Origin of the sequence: Bradyrhizobium sp. LB14.3 (genome assembly GCF_040547985.1) — a bacterium.
Lineage (GTDB): Bacteria > Pseudomonadota > Alphaproteobacteria > Rhizobiales > Xanthobacteraceae > Bradyrhizobium.
The window spans coordinates 132,025-148,425 of sequence record NZ_JBEPQT010000004.1 but is presented as its reverse complement, the minus strand read 5'-3'; the positions used below and the strand labels follow the sequence as shown (position 1 = coordinate 148,425).

Here is a 16,401-nt window from a genome sequence, read left to right as displayed (position 1 = left end):
ACCGCCGCGGCGTACTGGATCACCCGCTCCAGCGCGCATTTGCGCGCAAGGCGGGTGATGACAGCGAACCAAGCTTGACTCCGTCCCCCAAATCCCGAAAAAGCGCCCCAATCCATCAAAATTCCCATTCCCTAGAGGAAATGCCGATGTCCCTCCAAGCCCTCGAATCCACCATCAACGGCGCCTTCGAGGCGCGCGACGGCGTCTCGACCTCGACCAGGGGCGAGGTGCGCGAGGCCGTGGATCAGGCGCTGGAGATTCTGGACAAGGGTGAGGCCCGCGTTGCCGAGCGCGGCACCGACGGCAAGTGGAAGGTCAATCAATGGCTGAAGAAGGCGGTGCTGCTCTCGTTCCGCCTCAACGACATGGGTGCCATTCCCGGCGGCCCGGGCAAGGCGACCTGGTGGGACAAGGTGCCCTCGAAGTTCGACGGCTGGGGCGAGAACCGCTTTCGCGACGCCGGTTTCCGCGCCGTCCCCGGCTCGATCGTGCGCCGCTCGGCCTTCATCGCCCGCAACGTCGTGTTGATGCCGTCCTTTGTCAATCTCGGCGCCTATGTCGATGAGTCGACCATGATCGACACCTGGTCGACCGTCGGCTCCTGCGCGCAGATCGGCAAGCGTGTGCACATCTCCGGCGGCGTCGGCATCGGCGGTGTGCTCGAGCCGCTGCAGGCCGAACCCGTCATCATCGAGGACGATTGCTTCATCGGCGCGCGCAGCGAAGTCGCGGAGGGCGTGATCGTGCGCAAGGGCGCGGTGCTGTCGATGGGCGTATTCCTGGGCGCCTCGACCAAGATCGTCGACCGCGAGACCGGCGAGATTTTCATCGGCGAGGTGCCGGAATATTCGGTCGTCGTTCCCGGCGCGCTGCCCGGCAAGCCCATGAAGAACGGCCAGATCGGCCCGAGCACCGCCTGCGCCGTCATCGTCAAGCGCGTCGACGAGCGCACACGCTCGAAGACCAGCATCAACGAGCTGCTGCGGGATTAAATCTCCCTCACCGTCACCGTGAGGCGGCCGCTCCTTCAGCGGCCCTCGAAGGGCGACGGCCCGGCTGCTGGCTGCATCGAACCCTCCTTCCTTCCATCGGCACCAACATCCGGGCGACCTCTCCCGCCCGGAGCCTTTGGCATGGACTGGACCTGGTAGCTCTTCCGCTTCGACGACCGCCTCTGCTCCTGCAAAGGGCTGGGACCAGCAGGGCGAGATCGAATTTGTCCCGCCGAGCGCTAGCCCGCCCGGCGGCATGCATGTTAAGCGGGGCGCATGACCGATGCTCTCTCGATTGCCCGCGATCTCATCCGCTGCCCCTCGGTAACTCCGGCCGATGCCGGTGCGCTGGGCGTGCTCGAAAAAGCTCTCACTGCGGCCGGCTTCACGTGCCACCGCGTCACCTTCAGCGAGCCCGGCACGGCCGACGTCGACAATCTCTATGCGCGGATCGGCACTGACGCGCCGCACATCACCTTCGCCGGCCACACCGACGTGGTGCCGCCGGGCGACGAGAGCGCCTGGAGCGTCGGCGCATTCTCCGGCGAGGTGAAGGACGGCTTTCTGCACGGCCGCGGCGCGGTCGACATGAAGGGCGGCATCGCCTGCTCGGTGGCAGCCGTGCTGGAGCATCTCGCCGCGAACGACGATAAGCCGCGCGCAGACGGAAAGGGCTCGATCTCGTTCCTGATCACCGGCGACGAGGAAGACGTCTCCATCAACGGCACCATCAAGCTGTTGAAGTGGGCGGCCGAGCGCGGCGAGAAATTCGATCATTGCGTGCTTGGCGAGCCCTCCAATGTCGAGACGCTCGGCGACACCATCAAGGTCGGCCGCCGCGGCTCGCAATCCGGAACGCTTTACGTCGACGGCATGCAGGGCCATGTCGCCTATCCGCACCGAGCGGCGAATCCGGTGCCGGACATTTCGCGATTGATCGTCGCGATCTCCGACGAGCCGCTCGACCATGGCAGCGCGCAGTTCCAGGCCTCCAACCTCGAATTCACCTCGGTGGACGTCGGCAACACCGCCAGCAACGTCATCCCCGGCCAGGCTCGCGCAAAATTCAACATCCGCTACAACGACAACCATAGCCAGGCGAGCCTGCGCGAGCTGGTCGAGACGCGGCTGACAAAAGCCTGCGGCAACCGCATTCGCGCCCGCATCGTCTGGGATCCCTCGAACTCGAATGTGTTCGTAACCAAGCCCGGCCCGTTCACCGAACTCGCGGTGTCCGCGATCGAGGACGTGACGGGCCGCAAGCCGGAGCTGTCGACCTCGGGCGGCACCTCGGATGCGCGCTTCATCTCCAGCTACTGCCCGGTGATCGAGTTCGGCCTGGTCGGCCAGACCATGCACCAGATCGACGAGCGCGTGCCGGTGGTTGATCTGGAGAAGCTCACGCAGGTGTATCGCGGGATTTTGGCAAGGTATTTTGGGTAGGCTCTGCTGCCAGCTACTCACTCCGCCGTCATGCCCGGGGAGACAGCAAACGCCCTCCTCTCAGTAATCCACCTTCATCAGATACAGCCCGTCCGGCGGGGCGACGATGCCGCAGGCGGCGCGGTTGCGCGCGGCGAGCGCTGCGGAGAGATCGTCGGCGGTCCAGCGTCCCTCGCCGACCCACACCAGCGACCCCACCATCGAGCGCACCTGGCTGTGCAGGAACGAGCGCGCCGAGGTGATCACCGTCAGCTCGCGGCCGTTGCGCTCTACGTCAAGCTGGTCGAGCGTCTTCTCCGGCGATTTGGCCTGGCACTCAGTGTCGCGAAACGTCGTGAAATCGTGCTTGCCGAGCAGGCGCTGCGCCGCCGCGTGCATTGCGTCGGCATCGAGCCGGCGCGGCACGCGCCAGGCGTGGCCGGCATCGAGCGCGAGATTGGCGCGGGTGTTGACGATGCGGTAGCGGTAGTGACGCTTCACGGCCGAGAAGCGCGCCTCGAAGGTATCAGGCACGATCTCCGCCTCGAGCACCGCGACCGGATGCGGGCGCAGATGCGCATTCAAGCCGTCGCGAAAACGGCCCTGCGGAAACTCCTTGTCGATATCGACATGCGCGACCTGGCCTCGCGCATGCACGCCGGCATCGGTGCGTCCGGCGCCGTGCACGCGCGCATCCGCGCCGGTCATCGCCTTGACGGCAGCCTCCAACGCGCCCTGCACCGACGGCAGCGTCTCCTGCACCTGCCAGCCGAAGAACGGCGCGCCGTCATATTCGATGGTGAGCCTGTAGCGTGGCATCAGGCCAGCCGCATCGGCGGCTTCAGCGGCAAGCCGCGCAGGAAGTCCGCGGCCTGCATGCGCGCCTTGCCTTCGCGCTGGAGCTCGATAAGGCGGATTGCGCCATCGCCGCAGGCAATGGTGAGGTGATCGTCGAGCACCTCGCCCGGCCTACCCGAACCCTTCGCCAATTCACAGCGCAGGATTTTTACGCGCGCGTTCTCGCTCACCCCGGTGAGCTCGGCCCAGGCGCCGGGGAACGGCGACAAGCCGTGGATGTGGCGCAGCACCTCGCGCGCCGGCCTGGTCCAGTCGATCCGCGCTTCGGCCTTGTCGATCTTGGCCGCATAGGTGACGCCGTCCTCGCTCTGCTGCTTGAGCTGAAGCCCGCCGCGGGCGAGCGCGGCCATGGCGCGCACCATCAGATCGGCGCCGAGCCGGGACAGGCGGTCGTGCAGATCGACCGCAGTCATGGTGTCAGTGATTGCAAGGCGCTCGGCCATGGCGACGTCGCCGGTGTCGAGGCCGACATCCATCTTCATGACCATCACGCCGCTCTCGGCATCGCCGGCCATGATCGCGCGGTTGATGGGAGCAGCACCGCGCCAGCGTGGCAACAGCGAAGCATGCAGATTGTAGCAGCCGAGCTTTGGCGCATCGAGGATCGCCTGCGGCAGGATCATGCCATAGGCGACGACGACGGCCGCATCGGCGTCGAAGGCACGAAATTCTGCCAGCGCCCCCTCGGTTTTCAACGTCTTCGGCGTCAGCACGGGAACGCCGAGTTTTCGTGCGGCCTCTTCCACCGGGGTCAACTGCAATTGCAGGCCGCGCCGGCCGCCGGGCTTCGGCGCGCGCGTATACACGGCCGCGATGTCGTGGCCATGCGCGACGAGCTCGAGCAGCGTCGGCACGGAGAAATCGGGCGTGCCCATGAAGATCAGGCGGAGGGGCATGACAAGCACTCGGTACGTTCCCTCCCCCCTTGTGGGGGAGGGCTAGGGAGAGGGGTGCCACACGACGCGCTCTCTCGGTTTGAGCTTTCGCGGCACGCATTTGATTCGGATCATGGACAGACTTCCGCCTGGGCTACCCCTCTCCCCCGCCCTCCCCCACAAGGGGGGAGGGAGTGCAGGGGAGTACGAGGCAGCACTAAACCTCACTCCGCGCGCTTGGCGGCCTTCTCGAACTTCTTGATCACGCGGTCGCGCTTGAGTTTTGACAGGTAATCGACGAACAGCACGCCGTTGAGATGGTCGATCTCGTGCTGGATGCAGGTGGCGTAGATGCCTGCGGCGTCCTCCTCGTGCACCTTGCCGTCGAGATCGGTGAAGCGCACGCGCACTTTCGCGGGACGTTCGACCTCCTCGTAATATTCGGGGATCGACAGGCAGCCTTCCTCGTAGACCGACAGCTCCTCGGAGGAGGCGATGATTTCCGGATTGATGAAGACGCGCGGCTCGAGCTTGGTCTCGCCGTCCTGGTCGGGCTTGGCAAGGTCCATGGTAATCAGCCGCAACGGCTGCGCGATCTGGATCGCCGCAAGCCCGATGCCGGGCGCGTCGTACATGGTCTCGAACATGTCGTCGGCAAGCTTGCGGATCTCCGGCGTGACCTTCTCGATCGGCTTGGAGACCAGACGCAGCTGCTTGTCGGGCAGGATGATGATTTCTCTGAGGGCCATGGCCGCGATTTAAGCCGCGCGCCCGATGCGGTCAATCCGGCCCGGAACCCCGTTAACCTTCCGCTAACCATAAAACTTCAGGTTTCGTTAACCGTAAAAATTAACGGGGCATTTACCATAAATGTTCGCTATTCGTTCGTGCCGCGAAGCGAATCGGTTAGAAGCAGGGGCATGAACGAGATCATTTTCATGCTCGGCGACTGGCCGGTGCGCACCGTGGACGCGCTGATCGGCTTCGGCGCGCTCGTCCTCATCCTGATGGTGGCGATCGCCGTCGTGATCGCGCGCTCTGGACGGCGCGGCGCGGAACTTGCGATGGCCAACGCCATCCGCGCCGACGAGCTCGAGGAGCGCCTGAGCCAAGTGCTGCACGCCCAGGGCGAGGCTTCGGGCCGGGTCGATGCCATGACCCAGACGCTCGCCGGCCGCCAGGCCGACATGGCGCGCGCGGTCAACGAACGGCTGGATTCGGTGACCCACCGCGTCGGCCAATCGATGGAAAACACCACGCGCAACACCATGGATAGCCTGCGCGCCCTGCACGAGCGGCTCGGCATCATCGACAGCGCGCACAAGAACCTCACCGACCTCACCACGCAGGTGACATCCTTGCGCGACGTGCTCGCCAACAAGCAGTCGCGCGGCGCCTTCGGTCAGGCGCGGATGGAGGCGATCGTTCAGGACGGTCTGCCGAAGGGGGCCTACGAGTTCCAGTTCACGCTGTCGACCGGCAAGCGGCCCGACTGCGTCGTGTTCCTGCCCGACCAGCGTCCGCTCTGCATTGACGCGAAATTCCCGCTGGAAGCAATGACTGCGCTGCACGATGCCCGCACCGACGAGGAACGGCGCGTCGCCACGCAGCGGCTGCGCAGCGACGTGATGAAGCATGTCAGCGACATCGCCGAGAAATACCTCGTCGCCGGCGAGACCCAGGAAATGGCGTTGATGTTCGTGCCGTCGGAATCGGTCTACGCCGAGATCCATGACGGCTTCGACGACGTGATCCAGAAGGCCTATCGCGCCCGTGTCGTGCTGGTGTCGCCCTCGCTGCTGATGCTGGCGATTCAGGTGATGCAGCAGATCATGAAGGACGCGCGCATGCGCGATGCCGCCGACCAGATCCGCACCGAAGTGATCAAGCTCGGCGACGACCTCGGCCGCCTCAGGGATCGCGTGGTGAAATTGCAGAAGCACTTTGCCGACGCGAACGAGGACGTGCGGCAGGTGCTGATCTCCGCCGACAAGATCGAGAAGCGCGCGGGGCGGATCGAGGAGCTCGATTTCAGCAAGACCGACGCACCCGAAGGCCCGCATCTGGTGGCGACCGGCGCGCCGGAGCTGTTCCCAAGGACTCTCCAGGCGGGGGAGTGACCTGTTCGAGACTGCCGCCACAATCTCGGCTGTCGTCGTCCGGCTTGACCGGGCGACCCAGTATTCCAGAGACGCCAAATGGGAACGCGCAGCTACTACGTCTACATACTCGCTAGCAAGATCGGCGGCACCCTCTATATCGGCGTGACCAATGATCTCATCCGCCGGGTAGCGGAACACAAATCAAAGCTGATTGAGAGCTTCACAGAGCAGTACGACGTCGTCAGGCTCGTCTACTTCGAGCAGTTCGATGATCCCGAGAACGCGATCAGGCGCGAGAAGCGACTCAAGAAATGGAAGCGAGCATGGAAGATCGCGCTGATCGAGAAAGACAATCCGGACTGGAATGATCTTTATCCGGAGATAGCAGGTCCCCCATAACTCCTGCCTCTGGAATACTGGATCGCCCGGTCAAGCCGGGCGACGACACCTCGCTTGTGGCCGCCAGAATCTGCTAACACCCTCCCATGACCGCACCCGACGCGACCTCTTCCGCCACCGCTGACGCGCCCTCCTCCTGGCGTGACAGCCTTGCCGTTTACCTGCAACCGCGGGTGCTGATCGTGCTGTTCCTCGGCTTCTCGTCCGGGCTGCCGCTGGCGCTGTCGGGCTCGACGCTGCTGGTGTGGATGCGGGAATCTGGCGTCGATCTCAAAACCATCGGGCTGTTTGCGCTGGTCGGCACGCCCTACACGCTGAAATTCCTGTGGGCGCCGCTGGTGGACGCGCTGCACGTGCCGCTGTTCACGCGCGCGTTCGGGCGGCGGCGCGGCTGGCTGCTGTTCTCGCAATCGCTGCTGATCGTCGCGATCCTGCTGCTGGCGCTGACCGACCCCGCGCGCTCGCCGTTCTTCGTCGCGCTCGGCGCATTGCTGGTGGCGACGACCTCGTCGACGCAGGACATCGTGGTCGACGCCTTCCGCGTCGAGAGCCTGCCGGATAGCGAGCAGGCCGCCGGCATGGCGTCCTATGTCGCGGCCTATCGCATCGGCATGCTGGTCTCGACCGCCGGTGCGCTGTTCATCGTTTCGGGTTTCGAGAGCACCGGCATCACCCGCACATCTGCCTGGATGTGGGGCTATGTGGTGATGGCGGGAATGGTGCTGATCGGGACGATCACCGCACTGGTCGCGACCGAGCCCGAGCAGTCGGTGCGGGCGGAAACCGCGACGCAAACGGAGACCGCGTTCGCACGCGTGCTGCGCGCGGCGATCGGCGCCTTCTCGGAATTCCTGACGCGGAAGGACGCGCTCGCCGCGCTCGCCTTCGTCGTGCTGTTCAAGTTCACCGACGCCTTCTCCGGAACGATGACCGCGCCGTTCGTGATCGACCTCGGCTTCTCCCGCAACGACTATGCGGCGATCGTGAAGGGCGTCGGCCTCGCGGCGACGCTGATAGGCGGCTTTGCCGGCGGCTTCGTCGCGAGGCGCTATTCGCTTGCGACCAGCCTTTGGATCGGCGGCGTGGTGCAGGCGCTCGCGAACCTCTCCTTCTCCTGGCTGGCCTTGGTCGGCACCAGCCAATGGGCGCTCGCCTTCGCCATCACAGCTGAGAATTTCACCAGCGCCATCGGCACCGTGATCTTCGTCGCCTATCTTTCGGCGCTCTGCCAAAACCCGCTGCACACGGCGACGCAATATGCGCTGCTCACCGCGCTTGCCGCGGTGGGGCGGACCTATCTCTCATCAGGCGCCGGCTTCGTGGCGGATACGACCGGCTGGCCGCTGTTCTTCGTGATCTGCATGCTGGTGGCGATCCCGAGCCTGGTGCTGCTGGTCTGGCTGCAGAAGCGCGGGCACTTTGACGCGCTGGGCCCGATAAGGGTTTAGTCTCGACCGCAATCGTCACTGCGAGCGAAGCGAAGCAATCCAGACTGCCGCCGCGGAAACAGTCTGGATTGCTTCGTCGCAAGAGCTCCTCGCAATGACAGCGGAGGTCCCTACTGCTTCTTGATCAAACTCCACTTCGTGATCACAGCTTCGCTCATCTGGCCAGGATCGCTGGCGCAGGCGATTTCGTCGACCTTGACCGAGATCTCCTTGCCGGCGAACGTCTTCAGCTGTGCGGCCTGCGCGTCGCCGCTGGGAACGAGCTGGAAGGTCTCGGGCCCGGTCTCGAGATTGCACAGCCCGCTCGGCGGCGGCAGCCGGCGCGGTTCGGTGGTGATCTGGTAGGTCGCGACCCGCTTGCCGACGTTCTTGACGTCGCGCACTTTCATCGTGTTCAGCTCGCCCGAGAGCACCTCGCCGGCATTGATCAGCTTGCCGGGCTTCGCCGGCGGCGGAGCCCCGTCGTCCTGCTGCGCGGAGATGGCCGGTGTCCCCAGCATCAACATCGTTGCGACCAAAGCCCATCGTGTGGCGAAAAGTTTCGTCATGTCGTTCGTTCCGTAAGTCTGGATGGCTAGAACAAGGTGCGCTGCCGCATCGCGGCCGATAGCGTACCTTCATCGAGATAATCAAGCTCGCCGCCGACCGGCACACCATGGGCGAGCCGGGTTACTTTTACGTTGGCGTCCTGAAGCAGGTCGGTGATGTAATGCGCCGTGGTCTGGCCGTCGACGGTGGCATTCAGCGCCAGAATGACTTCATGCACCTGCGTGTCATGCGCGCGCGCCACCAGCGCCTCGATGGTGAGGTCCTGCGGGCCGACACCGTCGAGCGGCGACAACGTCGCGCCCAGCACATGGTAGCGCCCTTGAGTGGCATTGGCCCGCTCCAACGCCCAGAGATCGGCAACGTCGGCGACGACGACGATGATCGAGGGATCGCGCTTCGGATCGAGGCAGACCGTGCAGGGACTTTGCGTGTCGATGTTGCCGCAGGTCTTGCAGACCTGGACCTTGTCGAGCGCGACCTGCATGGCCGAGGACAGCGGCATCATCAGCGCTTCGCGCTTCTTGATCAGATGCAGCGCCGCACGCCGCGCCGAGCGCGGACCGAGGCCCGGCAGCCGCGCGAGAAGCTGGACCAGCCGCTCGATTTCAGGACCCGCAACAGCGCCCATACTATTGGCCGAGCATCCCCGGCGGCAGGCTGAGCCCGCCCGTGAGCGCCTGCATCTTCTCCTGCATGGCGGCCTCCGCCTTGCGGCGGGCGTCACCGAACGCGGTGACGAGCAGATCCTCGAGCACCTCGCGCTCTTCGACCTTCATCAGCGAGGGATCGATCCTGACGCCCTTGACGTCCATCTTCGCGGTCATGCGCACGGCGACGAGACCGCCGCCGGAAATGCCCTCGACCTCGACGTTGGCGAGTTGGTCCTGCATCTCCTGCATCTTGGATTGCAGCTGCTGCGCCTGCTTCATCATGCCGAAAATATCGACCATCGGTGCTGTCCTTGGAAAGCTAGGCTCTAGAGATCGTCGCCGTCGGAACCGTCGGGCGGATCGTCACTGCCATAGTCGGCGTTAATATCGGATGCCGGCGCCTCGGGGGCAAGCCTGCGGACTTCGACGACCTTCGCACCCGGAAAACGCGACAGCACCTCCCGCACGCGCGGATCGGCCTCAGCGGTGCGCGCATGTTCCTGCTTGGCCGCGTGGTTCACCGAGCGCAGCGTCGGCTGGCCTTGCTCGTTGGAGACGATCACGGTCCAGCGGCGCCCGGTCCACAGCTCGAATTTTCGCGCGAGGTCGGAAATCATGGTCTTGGAGGCGTTGGGCTCGAGCGCGACTTCCAGCCGGCCCTCCTCGAAACGGACGAGACGCATGTCGCCTTCGAGCGCGCCCTTGATCATGAGGTCGCGCCTCTGGCCGGCGAGCGCGACGAGCTGGGTGAAGCTCGTGACGCGCAGCGCGGGCGTCGCGCCTTGCGGGTCAGAAGCGGGCGCTGCCATCTGCGGACGGGCCCCACCGCCGCCGCCAAACGACGACGGAGACGAATTCGGCATGCGAACGGGCGCAGCGGACGCAACCGGCGCGGCCGGCGCGCTACGCGCGGCACCGCCACCGCTCACGACCGGCGAACCGCCTCCGCCCTGCTCCAGCATCTTGAGCGCCTCGTCCGGCGTCGGCAGGTCGGCGACATAGGCGATGCGCACCAGCACCATCTCGGCGGCTGCCGCGGGCCGCGTCGCGGCCTGCACCTCGGTGATGCCCTTGAGCAGCATCTGCCACATCCGCGACAGCACGCGCATCGAGATCTTCGAGGCGAAATCCCGCGCGCGCACGCGCTCGGTCTCGCCATAGGCGACGTTGTCGGCGGTCGCCGGCACGATCTTCACGCGGGTGACGAAATTGACGAACTCGGCGAGATCCGAGAGCACGACGATCGGATCGGCGCCGACGTCGTACTGGTCGCGGAACTCCCTGAAGGCGCTGGCGATGTCGCCACGCGCCAGAGAGTCAAAAAGGTCGATGACGCGGGTGCGGTCGGCGAGCCCCAGCATCTGCCTGATAGCATCGGCCTTCACGGTGCCTGCTGCATGCGCGATCGCCTGATCGAGCAGCGAGAGCGAATCGCGCACCGAGCCTTCCGCTGCGCGCGCGATGATTCCGAGCGCCTCCGGCTCGATCTCGACGTTTTCCTTGGCCGCGATGTTGGCGAGATGCTTCATCAGCACGTCGGCCTCGACCCGGCGCAGGTCGAAACGCTGGCAGCGCGACAGCACCGTGACCGGAACCTTGCGGATCTCCGTCGTGGCGAACACGAATTTGGCGTGCTCCGGCGGTTCCTCCAGCGTCTTCAGGAAGGCGTTGAACGCCGCCGTCGACAGCATGTGGACTTCGTCGATGATGTAGACCTTGTAGCGGGCGCTGGCCGGCGCGTAGCGCACGCTGTCATTGATCTGGCGGACGTCGTCGACGCCGGTATGCGAGGCCGCGTCCATCTCCAGCACGTCCATGTGCCGGCTTTCCATGATCGCCTGGCAGTGCACGCCGAGTGTCGGCATGTGGACGGTCGGGCCCTTCACCGAGCTATCCGGCATCTCGTAGTTGAGCGCACGGGCGAGGATACGCGCGGTGGTGGTCTTGCCGACGCCGCGGACGCCGGTGAGAATCCAGGCCTGCGGAATGCGGCCGGTCTCGAACGCATTGGAGACGGTGCGGACCACGGCCTCCTGGCCGATCAGATCGTCGAACGAGGAAGGGCGGTATTTCCGCGCGAGCACCCGGTAGGGCGTTCCCGGCTGGGCGCCGAGGGCAAAGCCGGCCTGGCTGGCGCTATCGGAATTGGGAGGGGCGCCGGCGTCGGTCATCGGTCGATCCGCAATGGAATGTCTTTCAGCCGGCGTTTGCGGAAAGGAGCGCGCTGGCGGTTTTGCGCCGGCGCAATTCGCTCGAAAAACAAGTAGGAGACTGACGAGCGACCCGATCCGGACCTCGTTAGGGCTGCTTCCTTCCGGACCTGACCCGGTTGGCGAGTGGCTCGTCCACCGCCAATCTCCCGGCCCCTATTTGGGGCCAAAGGGCCCGGAAAGCAAGCGGGTATGCGTCGGTCCCGCGCACCCGGCGGGGCCGCCCGTCGAACCATTTGGGCCGCTGACAACTGCTCAGGGTCCGCTGCCTGGAACCTCCGTGATTCGCGCAAATCGCTTACGGTACTCCGCGGGCGTCACACCGACGTGACGATGGAATGCGCGGCGCAGCGTATCGGCGTCGGCAAATCCACAATGCAGCGCCACCTGCTTCGGGGCTTCATTGCCAAACTCGAGCAGCCGCCGCGCCGCGTTGACGCGGGCCTCTTCGACCCAGGTCGCAGGCGTGACCCCCACCTCGGCGCGGAACAGCCGCGCAAAATGCCTCGGGCTGAGCTCCATGCGCGTCGCCAGGCTGGCAACGCTGTGATCCAGCCCGGGGTTGGCGGCGACCCAGCGCTGCAGCTCCTGCAGCGCGGCGCGGCCGGCGGGGACAGCCTCGCCCTTGCGGGTGAACTGCATCTGCCCACCCGGGCGCTTGAAGAACATCACGAGCTGGCTTGCGACCTTCATGGCCGTATCGCGTCCGAGATCTTCCTCGACCAGTGCCAGCGCGAGATCGAGCCCCGCAGTCACGCCGGCGGCTGTGCGGAGCTTTCCGTCGATGACGTAGATGGCATCCTTATCCACCGTGACCGATGGGAATCTGCTGGCCAGCATGTCTGCGACCGCCCAATGCGTCGTGACCCGCCTGCCATCCAGAAGACCGGCGGCGGCAAGAAAGAACGCCCCGCTGCACACCGAGCCGAATCTACGGGTCCTCGAAGCCCGTCGCCGAAGCCAGTCGACCACGCGTCCATCCGCAGGGACTTCGGCGGCGTTCGGGCATCCCGCCACCAGCAGGGTGTCGATGGGGTCCTGGAAGTCACGGTCGACGATCCGGTCAGGCATCAGCCGGATGCCTGAGGAGCTGCGGATCGGCCCCGGCTCCGCGCCACCCACGAACAAGGCATAGGCCGGATAGCCGGCCTGCACGTTCGCTTCGGCAAACACGTCGAGTGGTCCGGCAACGTCGAGCAGCTGCACTCCCGGCAGCGCCACGATCACGATCGTTCTTGGCTTCGGTTTCGCGCCCATGGCCGCCTCGGTCCGGATTTGTCCGCTTTAGACGTATTACGTCGATTCCAGACAGACTAGCCGGGATTTACCATGCACGCGACCGAAGTTTCAGGAGCTGATCATGTCAGACATCATCGAGGCCACCGTCATTCCCGACAGCAGGCTGGCGCGTGCCATCACCGAATACATCCGCGACACCGAAACCGACCTGCTCTTCAACCATTCCAGCCGCGTCTACCAATTCGGCGCGATAGCGGGCGTCCGCCGCGGACTGACATTCGACCGCGAACTGCTTTACGCCGGCGCCATGTTTCACGACATCGGCCTGATGCCGCACCATGGCAGCAAGCACGAGCGGTTCGAGGTCGACGGCGCGCACGCCGCGCGCGCGTTCCTGCGTAGCCACGGCATTTCGGAAGCCGATGCCTACACCGTCTGGACCGCGATCGCCCTGCACACGACGCCGGGCGTCCCTCAGCACATGCACCCTGTCGTCGCGCTGGTGACCGCAGGCGTCGAGATGGACGTTCTCGGACTGACCTACGGCGAATATTCCGACGAAGAGCGCACGGCGGTCGTGAAGGCGTTTCCGCGCGCACCGCACTTCAAGGAAGACATCATCCAGGCCTTCTACGACGGCATCAAGCACCGGCCGGATACGACGTTCGGCAACGTCAAGGCCGATGTCATCGCCGACAAGGAGCCGCATTTCCATCGTGGCAATTTCTGCAGCGTCATCCGCAACTCCCATTGGCACGGCTGAACGCACTTCGTGCCCGTTGCAAATCCGCGCCTCAATCACCGATCAGGAAGTACGACATGAGCGATAAACGCCCCCACCTCACGCACGCGACGGGAGCTCCCGTCAGCGACAATCTCAACATCATGACCGCCGGCCGCCGTGGCCCCGCATTGTTGCAGGATGTCTGGCTGATCGAGAAGCTCGCCCATTTCGATCGCGAGGTGATTCCCGAGCGACGCATGCATGCCAAGGGATCCGGCGCCTTCGGGACCTTCACGGTCACCCATGACATCTCAGGCTATACCAAGGCGAGGATCTTCTCGGAGATCGGCAAGGTGACGCCGATGTTCGCGCGCTTCTCGACGGTCGCCGGCGAGCGCGGCGCGGCCGACGCCGAACGCGACATCCGCGGCTTTGCGCTCAAGTTCTACACCGAGGAAGGCAATTGGGACATGGTGGGCAACAACACGCCCGTGTTCTTCTTCCGCGATCCGCTGCGCTTTCCCGACCTCAATCATGCGATCAAGCGCGATCCCCGGACCGGAATGCGCAGCGCCGACAACAATTGGGACTTCTGGACGCTGTTACCGGAAGCCCTGCATCAGGTCACCATCGTGATGAGCGAGCGCGGCCTTCCCAGAAGCTTCCGGCATATGCATGGCTTCGGCAGCCACACCTACAGCTTCATCAATGCCGCCAATGAGCGGACCTGGGTGAAATTTCACTTCCGGACGCAGCAGGGCGTCGAAAACCTGACTGATGCCGAGGCTGAAGCACTCATCGGCAAGGACCGCGAGACTCACCAGCGCGACCTGTTCGAGAGCATCGAACGCGGCGATTTCCCGCGCTGGACGATGTTCGTGCAGATCATGACCGACGATCAGGCCAAGGCGTTTGCCTTCAACCCATTCGACCTGACCAAGGTCTGGCCCAAGGCGGACTTCCCACTGGTCGAGGTCGGCTATTTCGAACTGAACCGCAATCCGGAAAATGTCTTCGCCGAGGTCGAGCAGGCATCCTTCTCGCCGGCTCATGTCGTTCCGGGCATCGGCTTCTCGCCCGACAAGATGCTGCAGGCAAGGCTGTTCTCCTACGGCGACGCGGCGCGCTATCGCCTCGGCGTCAACCATCATCTGATCCCGGTCAACGCGCCGAAATGTCCGTATCACAGCTACCATCGCGACGGCGCAATGCGGACCGACGGCAATCTCGGGGGCACGCCGACCTACTTCCCGAACAGCCGCGGCGAATGGACGGACCAGTCCGATCTCAACGAGCCGCCGCTCGAGATCGACGGTGCAGCGGCACATTGGGATCACCGCATCGACGACGATCATTATCGGCAGCCCGGCGACCTCTTTCGCAAGATGAACGCTGAGCAGCGGCAGGCCTTGTTCGACAACACGGCGCGCGCTGTCGGAGCGGCGGCCATCCCGATCCAGGAACGGCACATCGCCAATTGCACCAAGGCCGATCCCGCCTACGGCGCGGGCGTCCGCGACGCGTTGACGCGTCTTGCGACTGTTCGCGCCAAGGCTGCAGAAAAGGCTACAGAAAAGGCCGCAGAATAGGATCGACCGATCCTGACCGACCTCTCGTCGACTTCAGCGAACGGCACCGACAGGTGCCGTTCGCATTTTTAAAGCGAACCACCGAAGCCTCTCAATTTTTTCGCGAAAATAGCTTGAACCGAGCCGCTCGCCGGGCCGTGCCAGGCATCGCCGCGCCACTCTCGCCACCAGGCGCAGATGCGGACATTCGCCTCGGAATGCGTCACGCCGATAGGCTCCGTGCCTATCTTCGAGGCCCACTCATCCCTGAGGCAATCGAGTCTTGACAGGGCCCGCCCGGCAGCGCCTTTCTATGAAATCCTGCCGGAACCAAAACAAAAGGGTGCGCGAAGGTCCGATCCAGAGCATTTTTCAGCCGGCTGACGCCGATTGATGGGAATTTTCGCGCGAGATCAATCACACACCTTCATCCAACCAGAAAAGCGATTCCTCAAAATGGTTACACGTCGTGATGTCGCATCGATTGTCGGACTTGGCGCGATGGCTGCGGCCACGCTGGCCTCCCCGGCCGTGGCGCAGACCGCAGCGGATCCCAACGAATCGACCTTCGCCCGCATCCGCCGCACCAAGAAGATGCGGATCGGCGCGGTCGGCGGCGGCGCGCCTTATTACATGAAGGACCTCGCCAGCGGCCAGTGGAAGGGCTTTTACGTCGACATCGCCAAGGCGCTCGCCGACGACATGGAGGCCGAGCTCGAGATCACCGAGACCACCTGGGGCAATTCGGTGCTCGATCTCCAATCCAACAAGATCGACATCTTCTTCGGCCTCAACCCGACCCCGAAGCGCGCACTCGTGGTCGACTTCTCGGTGCCGGTCTTCAACAACGCCTTCGGCATCCTCTGCAAGAAGGATTTCAAGCCGAAGAGCTGGGCCGAGCTCAACTCGCCCGACGTCAAGATCGCCGTCGACCAGGGCTCGTCGCACGACCAGGTCGTCAGCCGCCTGACGCCGAAGGCGCAGATATCGCGCCTGAAGTCCGCCGACGACGCCACCGCCGCGCTCCAGACCGGCCGCGTCGACGCGCAGTGCCTGATCACCATGCTGTCGCTGACCGTCCTGAAGAAGAATCCCTCGCTCGGCCAGTTCGTGCTGCCGACGCCGATCTTCGCCACAACGTCCAACGCCGGCTTCCGCCGCGAGAGCGACAAGACCTGGCGCGACTACGTCAACACCTGGATCGACTTCAACAAGGGCCTCGGCTTCATCCGCAACGCGATCATCACCAACATGGAGCTGGTGGGCGTGACCGAAGCGGACATTCCGCCGGGCGTTTCGCTGTAGGATGTGATGAGTTCGGGTCGAGCTCAATCCGCAAGGCGCGGTGCGCTCCCTCTCCCGCTT

General features: G+C 64.7%; 16 protein-coding genes and 1 other RNA gene. 8 read left to right on the top strand and 9 right to left on the bottom strand.

Translation table 11 applies throughout. From position 1 onward, the window contains the following. Positions 1-146 precede the first annotated feature (146 nt). Together dapD and dapE are read left to right on the top strand one after the other, a co-directional pair. Positions 147-992, top strand: coding sequence for a 2,3,4,5-tetrahydropyridine-2,6-dicarboxylate N-succinyltransferase (gene dapD, locus ABIB00_RS10800; protein ID WP_354051170.1), 846 nt, complete (start codon positions 147-149; stop codon positions 990-992). Positions 993-1,268: 276 nt separating this feature from the next. Continuing rightward, positions 1,269-2,435, top strand: a complete 1,167-nt coding sequence (dapE, locus tag ABIB00_RS10790) for a succinyl-diaminopimelate desuccinylase (RefSeq protein ID WP_354104306.1) — start codon at positions 1,269-1,271, stop codon at positions 2,433-2,435. 60 nt (positions 2,436-2,495) lie between these two features. On the opposite strand, the gene truA is transcribed toward dapE, so the two are convergent. The 3 genes from truA to def all read right to left on the bottom strand — a co-directional run bounded on the left by truA (position 2,496) and on the right by def (position 4,896). Continuing rightward, positions 2,496-3,233 (bottom strand): tRNA pseudouridine(38-40) synthase TruA, encoded by a 738-nt coding sequence (truA, locus tag ABIB00_RS10785; protein WP_354104305.1) that lies wholly within the window; start codon positions 3,231-3,233, stop codon positions 2,496-2,498. Then, complete coding sequence (fmt, locus tag ABIB00_RS10780; protein ID WP_354104304.1) at positions 3,233-4,168, bottom strand: methionyl-tRNA formyltransferase; 936 nt, start codon at positions 4,166-4,168, stop codon at positions 3,233-3,235. Before fmt ends, truA begins: the two co-directional genes overlap by 1 nt. Positions 4,169-4,371: 203 nt before the next feature. Further along, a complete protein-coding gene (gene def / locus ABIB00_RS10775) occupies positions 4,372-4,896 on the bottom strand; it encodes a peptide deformylase (protein ID WP_354104303.1) in 525 nt (174 codons plus the stop codon). Between the two features lie 171 nt (positions 4,897-5,067). Here def and ABIB00_RS10770 point away from each other — a divergent pair, with 171 nt between their 5' ends. The 3 genes from ABIB00_RS10770 to ABIB00_RS10760 all read left to right on the top strand — a co-directional run bounded on the left by ABIB00_RS10770 (position 5,068) and on the right by ABIB00_RS10760 (position 8,096). Beyond that, entirely contained in the window at positions 5,068-6,267 is a 1,200-nt protein-coding gene (locus tag ABIB00_RS10770) for a DNA recombination protein RmuC (RefSeq protein WP_354104302.1), read from the top strand. A 78-nt stretch (positions 6,268-6,345) separates the two neighbouring features. Then, complete coding sequence (locus ABIB00_RS10765) at positions 6,346-6,648, top strand: GIY-YIG nuclease family protein (RefSeq protein ID WP_247351443.1); 303 nt, start codon at positions 6,346-6,348, stop codon at positions 6,646-6,648. A gap of 86 nt (positions 6,649-6,734) precedes the next feature. Next, on the top strand, positions 6,735-8,096 hold the full coding sequence (locus ABIB00_RS10760; protein ID WP_354104301.1) for an AmpG family muropeptide MFS transporter: 1,362 nt from the start codon (positions 6,735-6,737) through the stop codon (positions 8,094-8,096). A 110-nt stretch (positions 8,097-8,206) separates the two neighbouring features. On the opposite strand, the gene ABIB00_RS10755 is transcribed toward ABIB00_RS10760, so the two are convergent. From ABIB00_RS10755 to ABIB00_RS10730, 6 genes are all read right to left on the bottom strand, one after another. Then, positions 8,207-8,644, bottom strand: a complete 438-nt coding sequence (locus ABIB00_RS10755) for a hypothetical protein (RefSeq protein WP_354104300.1) — start codon at positions 8,642-8,644, stop codon at positions 8,207-8,209. Positions 8,645-8,670: 26 nt separating this feature from the next. Beyond that, positions 8,671-9,273, bottom strand: coding sequence for a recombination mediator RecR (gene recR, locus ABIB00_RS10750; protein WP_247445346.1), 603 nt, complete (start codon positions 9,271-9,273; stop codon positions 8,671-8,673). Between the two features lies 1 nt (position 9,274). Then, positions 9,275-9,595: a YbaB/EbfC family nucleoid-associated protein gene (locus tag ABIB00_RS10745; RefSeq protein ID WP_247445347.1), complete on the bottom strand. Its 321-nt coding sequence runs from the start codon at positions 9,593-9,595 to the stop codon at positions 9,275-9,277. Positions 9,596-9,621: 26 nt separating this feature from the next. After that, positions 9,622-11,466, bottom strand: coding sequence for a DNA polymerase III subunit gamma/tau (locus ABIB00_RS10740; RefSeq protein WP_354104299.1), 1,845 nt, complete (start codon positions 11,464-11,466; stop codon positions 9,622-9,624). A gap of 92 nt (positions 11,467-11,558) precedes the next feature. Further along, an RNA gene (ffs, locus tag ABIB00_RS10735) (signal recognition particle sRNA small type) lies at positions 11,559-11,655 on the bottom strand. Between the two features lie 105 nt (positions 11,656-11,760). Next, on the bottom strand, positions 11,761-12,762 hold the full coding sequence (locus ABIB00_RS10730) for a GlxA family transcriptional regulator (RefSeq protein WP_247445349.1): 1,002 nt from the start codon (positions 12,760-12,762) through the stop codon (positions 11,761-11,763). A 103-nt stretch (positions 12,763-12,865) separates the two neighbouring features. On the opposite strand from ABIB00_RS10730, the gene ABIB00_RS10725 reads away from it, so the two are divergent. From ABIB00_RS10725 to ABIB00_RS10715, 3 genes are all read left to right on the top strand, one after another. Beyond that, on the top strand, positions 12,866-13,507 hold the full coding sequence (locus ABIB00_RS10725; RefSeq protein WP_354104298.1) for an HD domain-containing protein: 642 nt from the start codon (positions 12,866-12,868) through the stop codon (positions 13,505-13,507). A gap of 56 nt (positions 13,508-13,563) precedes the next feature. After that, entirely contained in the window at positions 13,564-15,057 is a 1,494-nt protein-coding gene (locus ABIB00_RS10720; RefSeq protein WP_354104297.1) for a catalase, read from the top strand. 435 nt (positions 15,058-15,492) lie between these two features. Beyond that, on the top strand, positions 15,493-16,341 hold the full coding sequence (locus ABIB00_RS10715; RefSeq protein ID WP_354104296.1) for a transporter substrate-binding domain-containing protein: 849 nt from the start codon (positions 15,493-15,495) through the stop codon (positions 16,339-16,341). Positions 16,342-16,401 lie beyond the last annotated feature (60 nt).

Excerpts from the sequence above, each read along its gene's own strand:
- recR (WP_247445346.1), bottom strand. The coding sequence starts at position 9,273 with ATGGGCGCTGTTGCGGGTCCTGAAATCGAGCGGCTGGTCCAGCTTCTC.
- truA (WP_354104305.1), bottom strand. The coding sequence starts at position 3,233 with ATGCCACGCTACAGGCTCACCATCGAATATGACGGCGCGCCGTTCTTC.
- ABIB00_RS10715 (WP_354104296.1), top strand. The coding sequence starts at position 15,493 with ATGGTTACACGTCGTGATGTCGCATCGATTGTCGGACTTGGCGCGATG.
- def (WP_354104303.1), bottom strand. The coding sequence starts at position 4,896 with ATGGCCCTCAGAGAAATCATCATCCTGCCCGACAAGCAGCTGCGTCTG.
- ABIB00_RS10725 (WP_354104298.1), top strand. The coding sequence starts at position 12,866 with ATGTCAGACATCATCGAGGCCACCGTCATTCCCGACAGCAGGCTGGCG.
- ABIB00_RS10760 (WP_354104301.1), top strand. The coding sequence starts at position 6,735 with ATGACCGCACCCGACGCGACCTCTTCCGCCACCGCTGACGCGCCCTCC.
- dapE (WP_354104306.1), top strand. The coding sequence starts at position 1,269 with ATGACCGATGCTCTCTCGATTGCCCGCGATCTCATCCGCTGCCCCTCG.
- ABIB00_RS10730 (WP_247445349.1), bottom strand. The coding sequence starts at position 12,762 with ATGGGCGCGAAACCGAAGCCAAGAACGATCGTGATCGTGGCGCTGCCG.
- ABIB00_RS10765 (WP_247351443.1), top strand. The coding sequence starts at position 6,346 with ATGGGAACGCGCAGCTACTACGTCTACATACTCGCTAGCAAGATCGGC.
- ABIB00_RS10755 (WP_354104300.1), bottom strand. The coding sequence starts at position 8,644 with ATGACGAAACTTTTCGCCACACGATGGGCTTTGGTCGCAACGATGTTG.
- ABIB00_RS10740 (WP_354104299.1), bottom strand. The coding sequence starts at position 11,466 with ATGACCGACGCCGGCGCCCCTCCCAATTCCGATAGCGCCAGCCAGGCC.
- fmt (WP_354104304.1), bottom strand. The coding sequence starts at position 4,168 with ATGCCCCTCCGCCTGATCTTCATGGGCACGCCCGATTTCTCCGTGCCG.
- ABIB00_RS10745 (WP_247445347.1), bottom strand. The coding sequence starts at position 9,595 with ATGGTCGATATTTTCGGCATGATGAAGCAGGCGCAGCAGCTGCAATCC.
- dapD (WP_354051170.1), top strand. The coding sequence starts at position 147 with ATGTCCCTCCAAGCCCTCGAATCCACCATCAACGGCGCCTTCGAGGCG.
- ABIB00_RS10720 (WP_354104297.1), top strand. The coding sequence starts at position 13,564 with ATGAGCGATAAACGCCCCCACCTCACGCACGCGACGGGAGCTCCCGTC.
- ABIB00_RS10770 (WP_354104302.1), top strand. The coding sequence starts at position 5,068 with ATGAACGAGATCATTTTCATGCTCGGCGACTGGCCGGTGCGCACCGTG.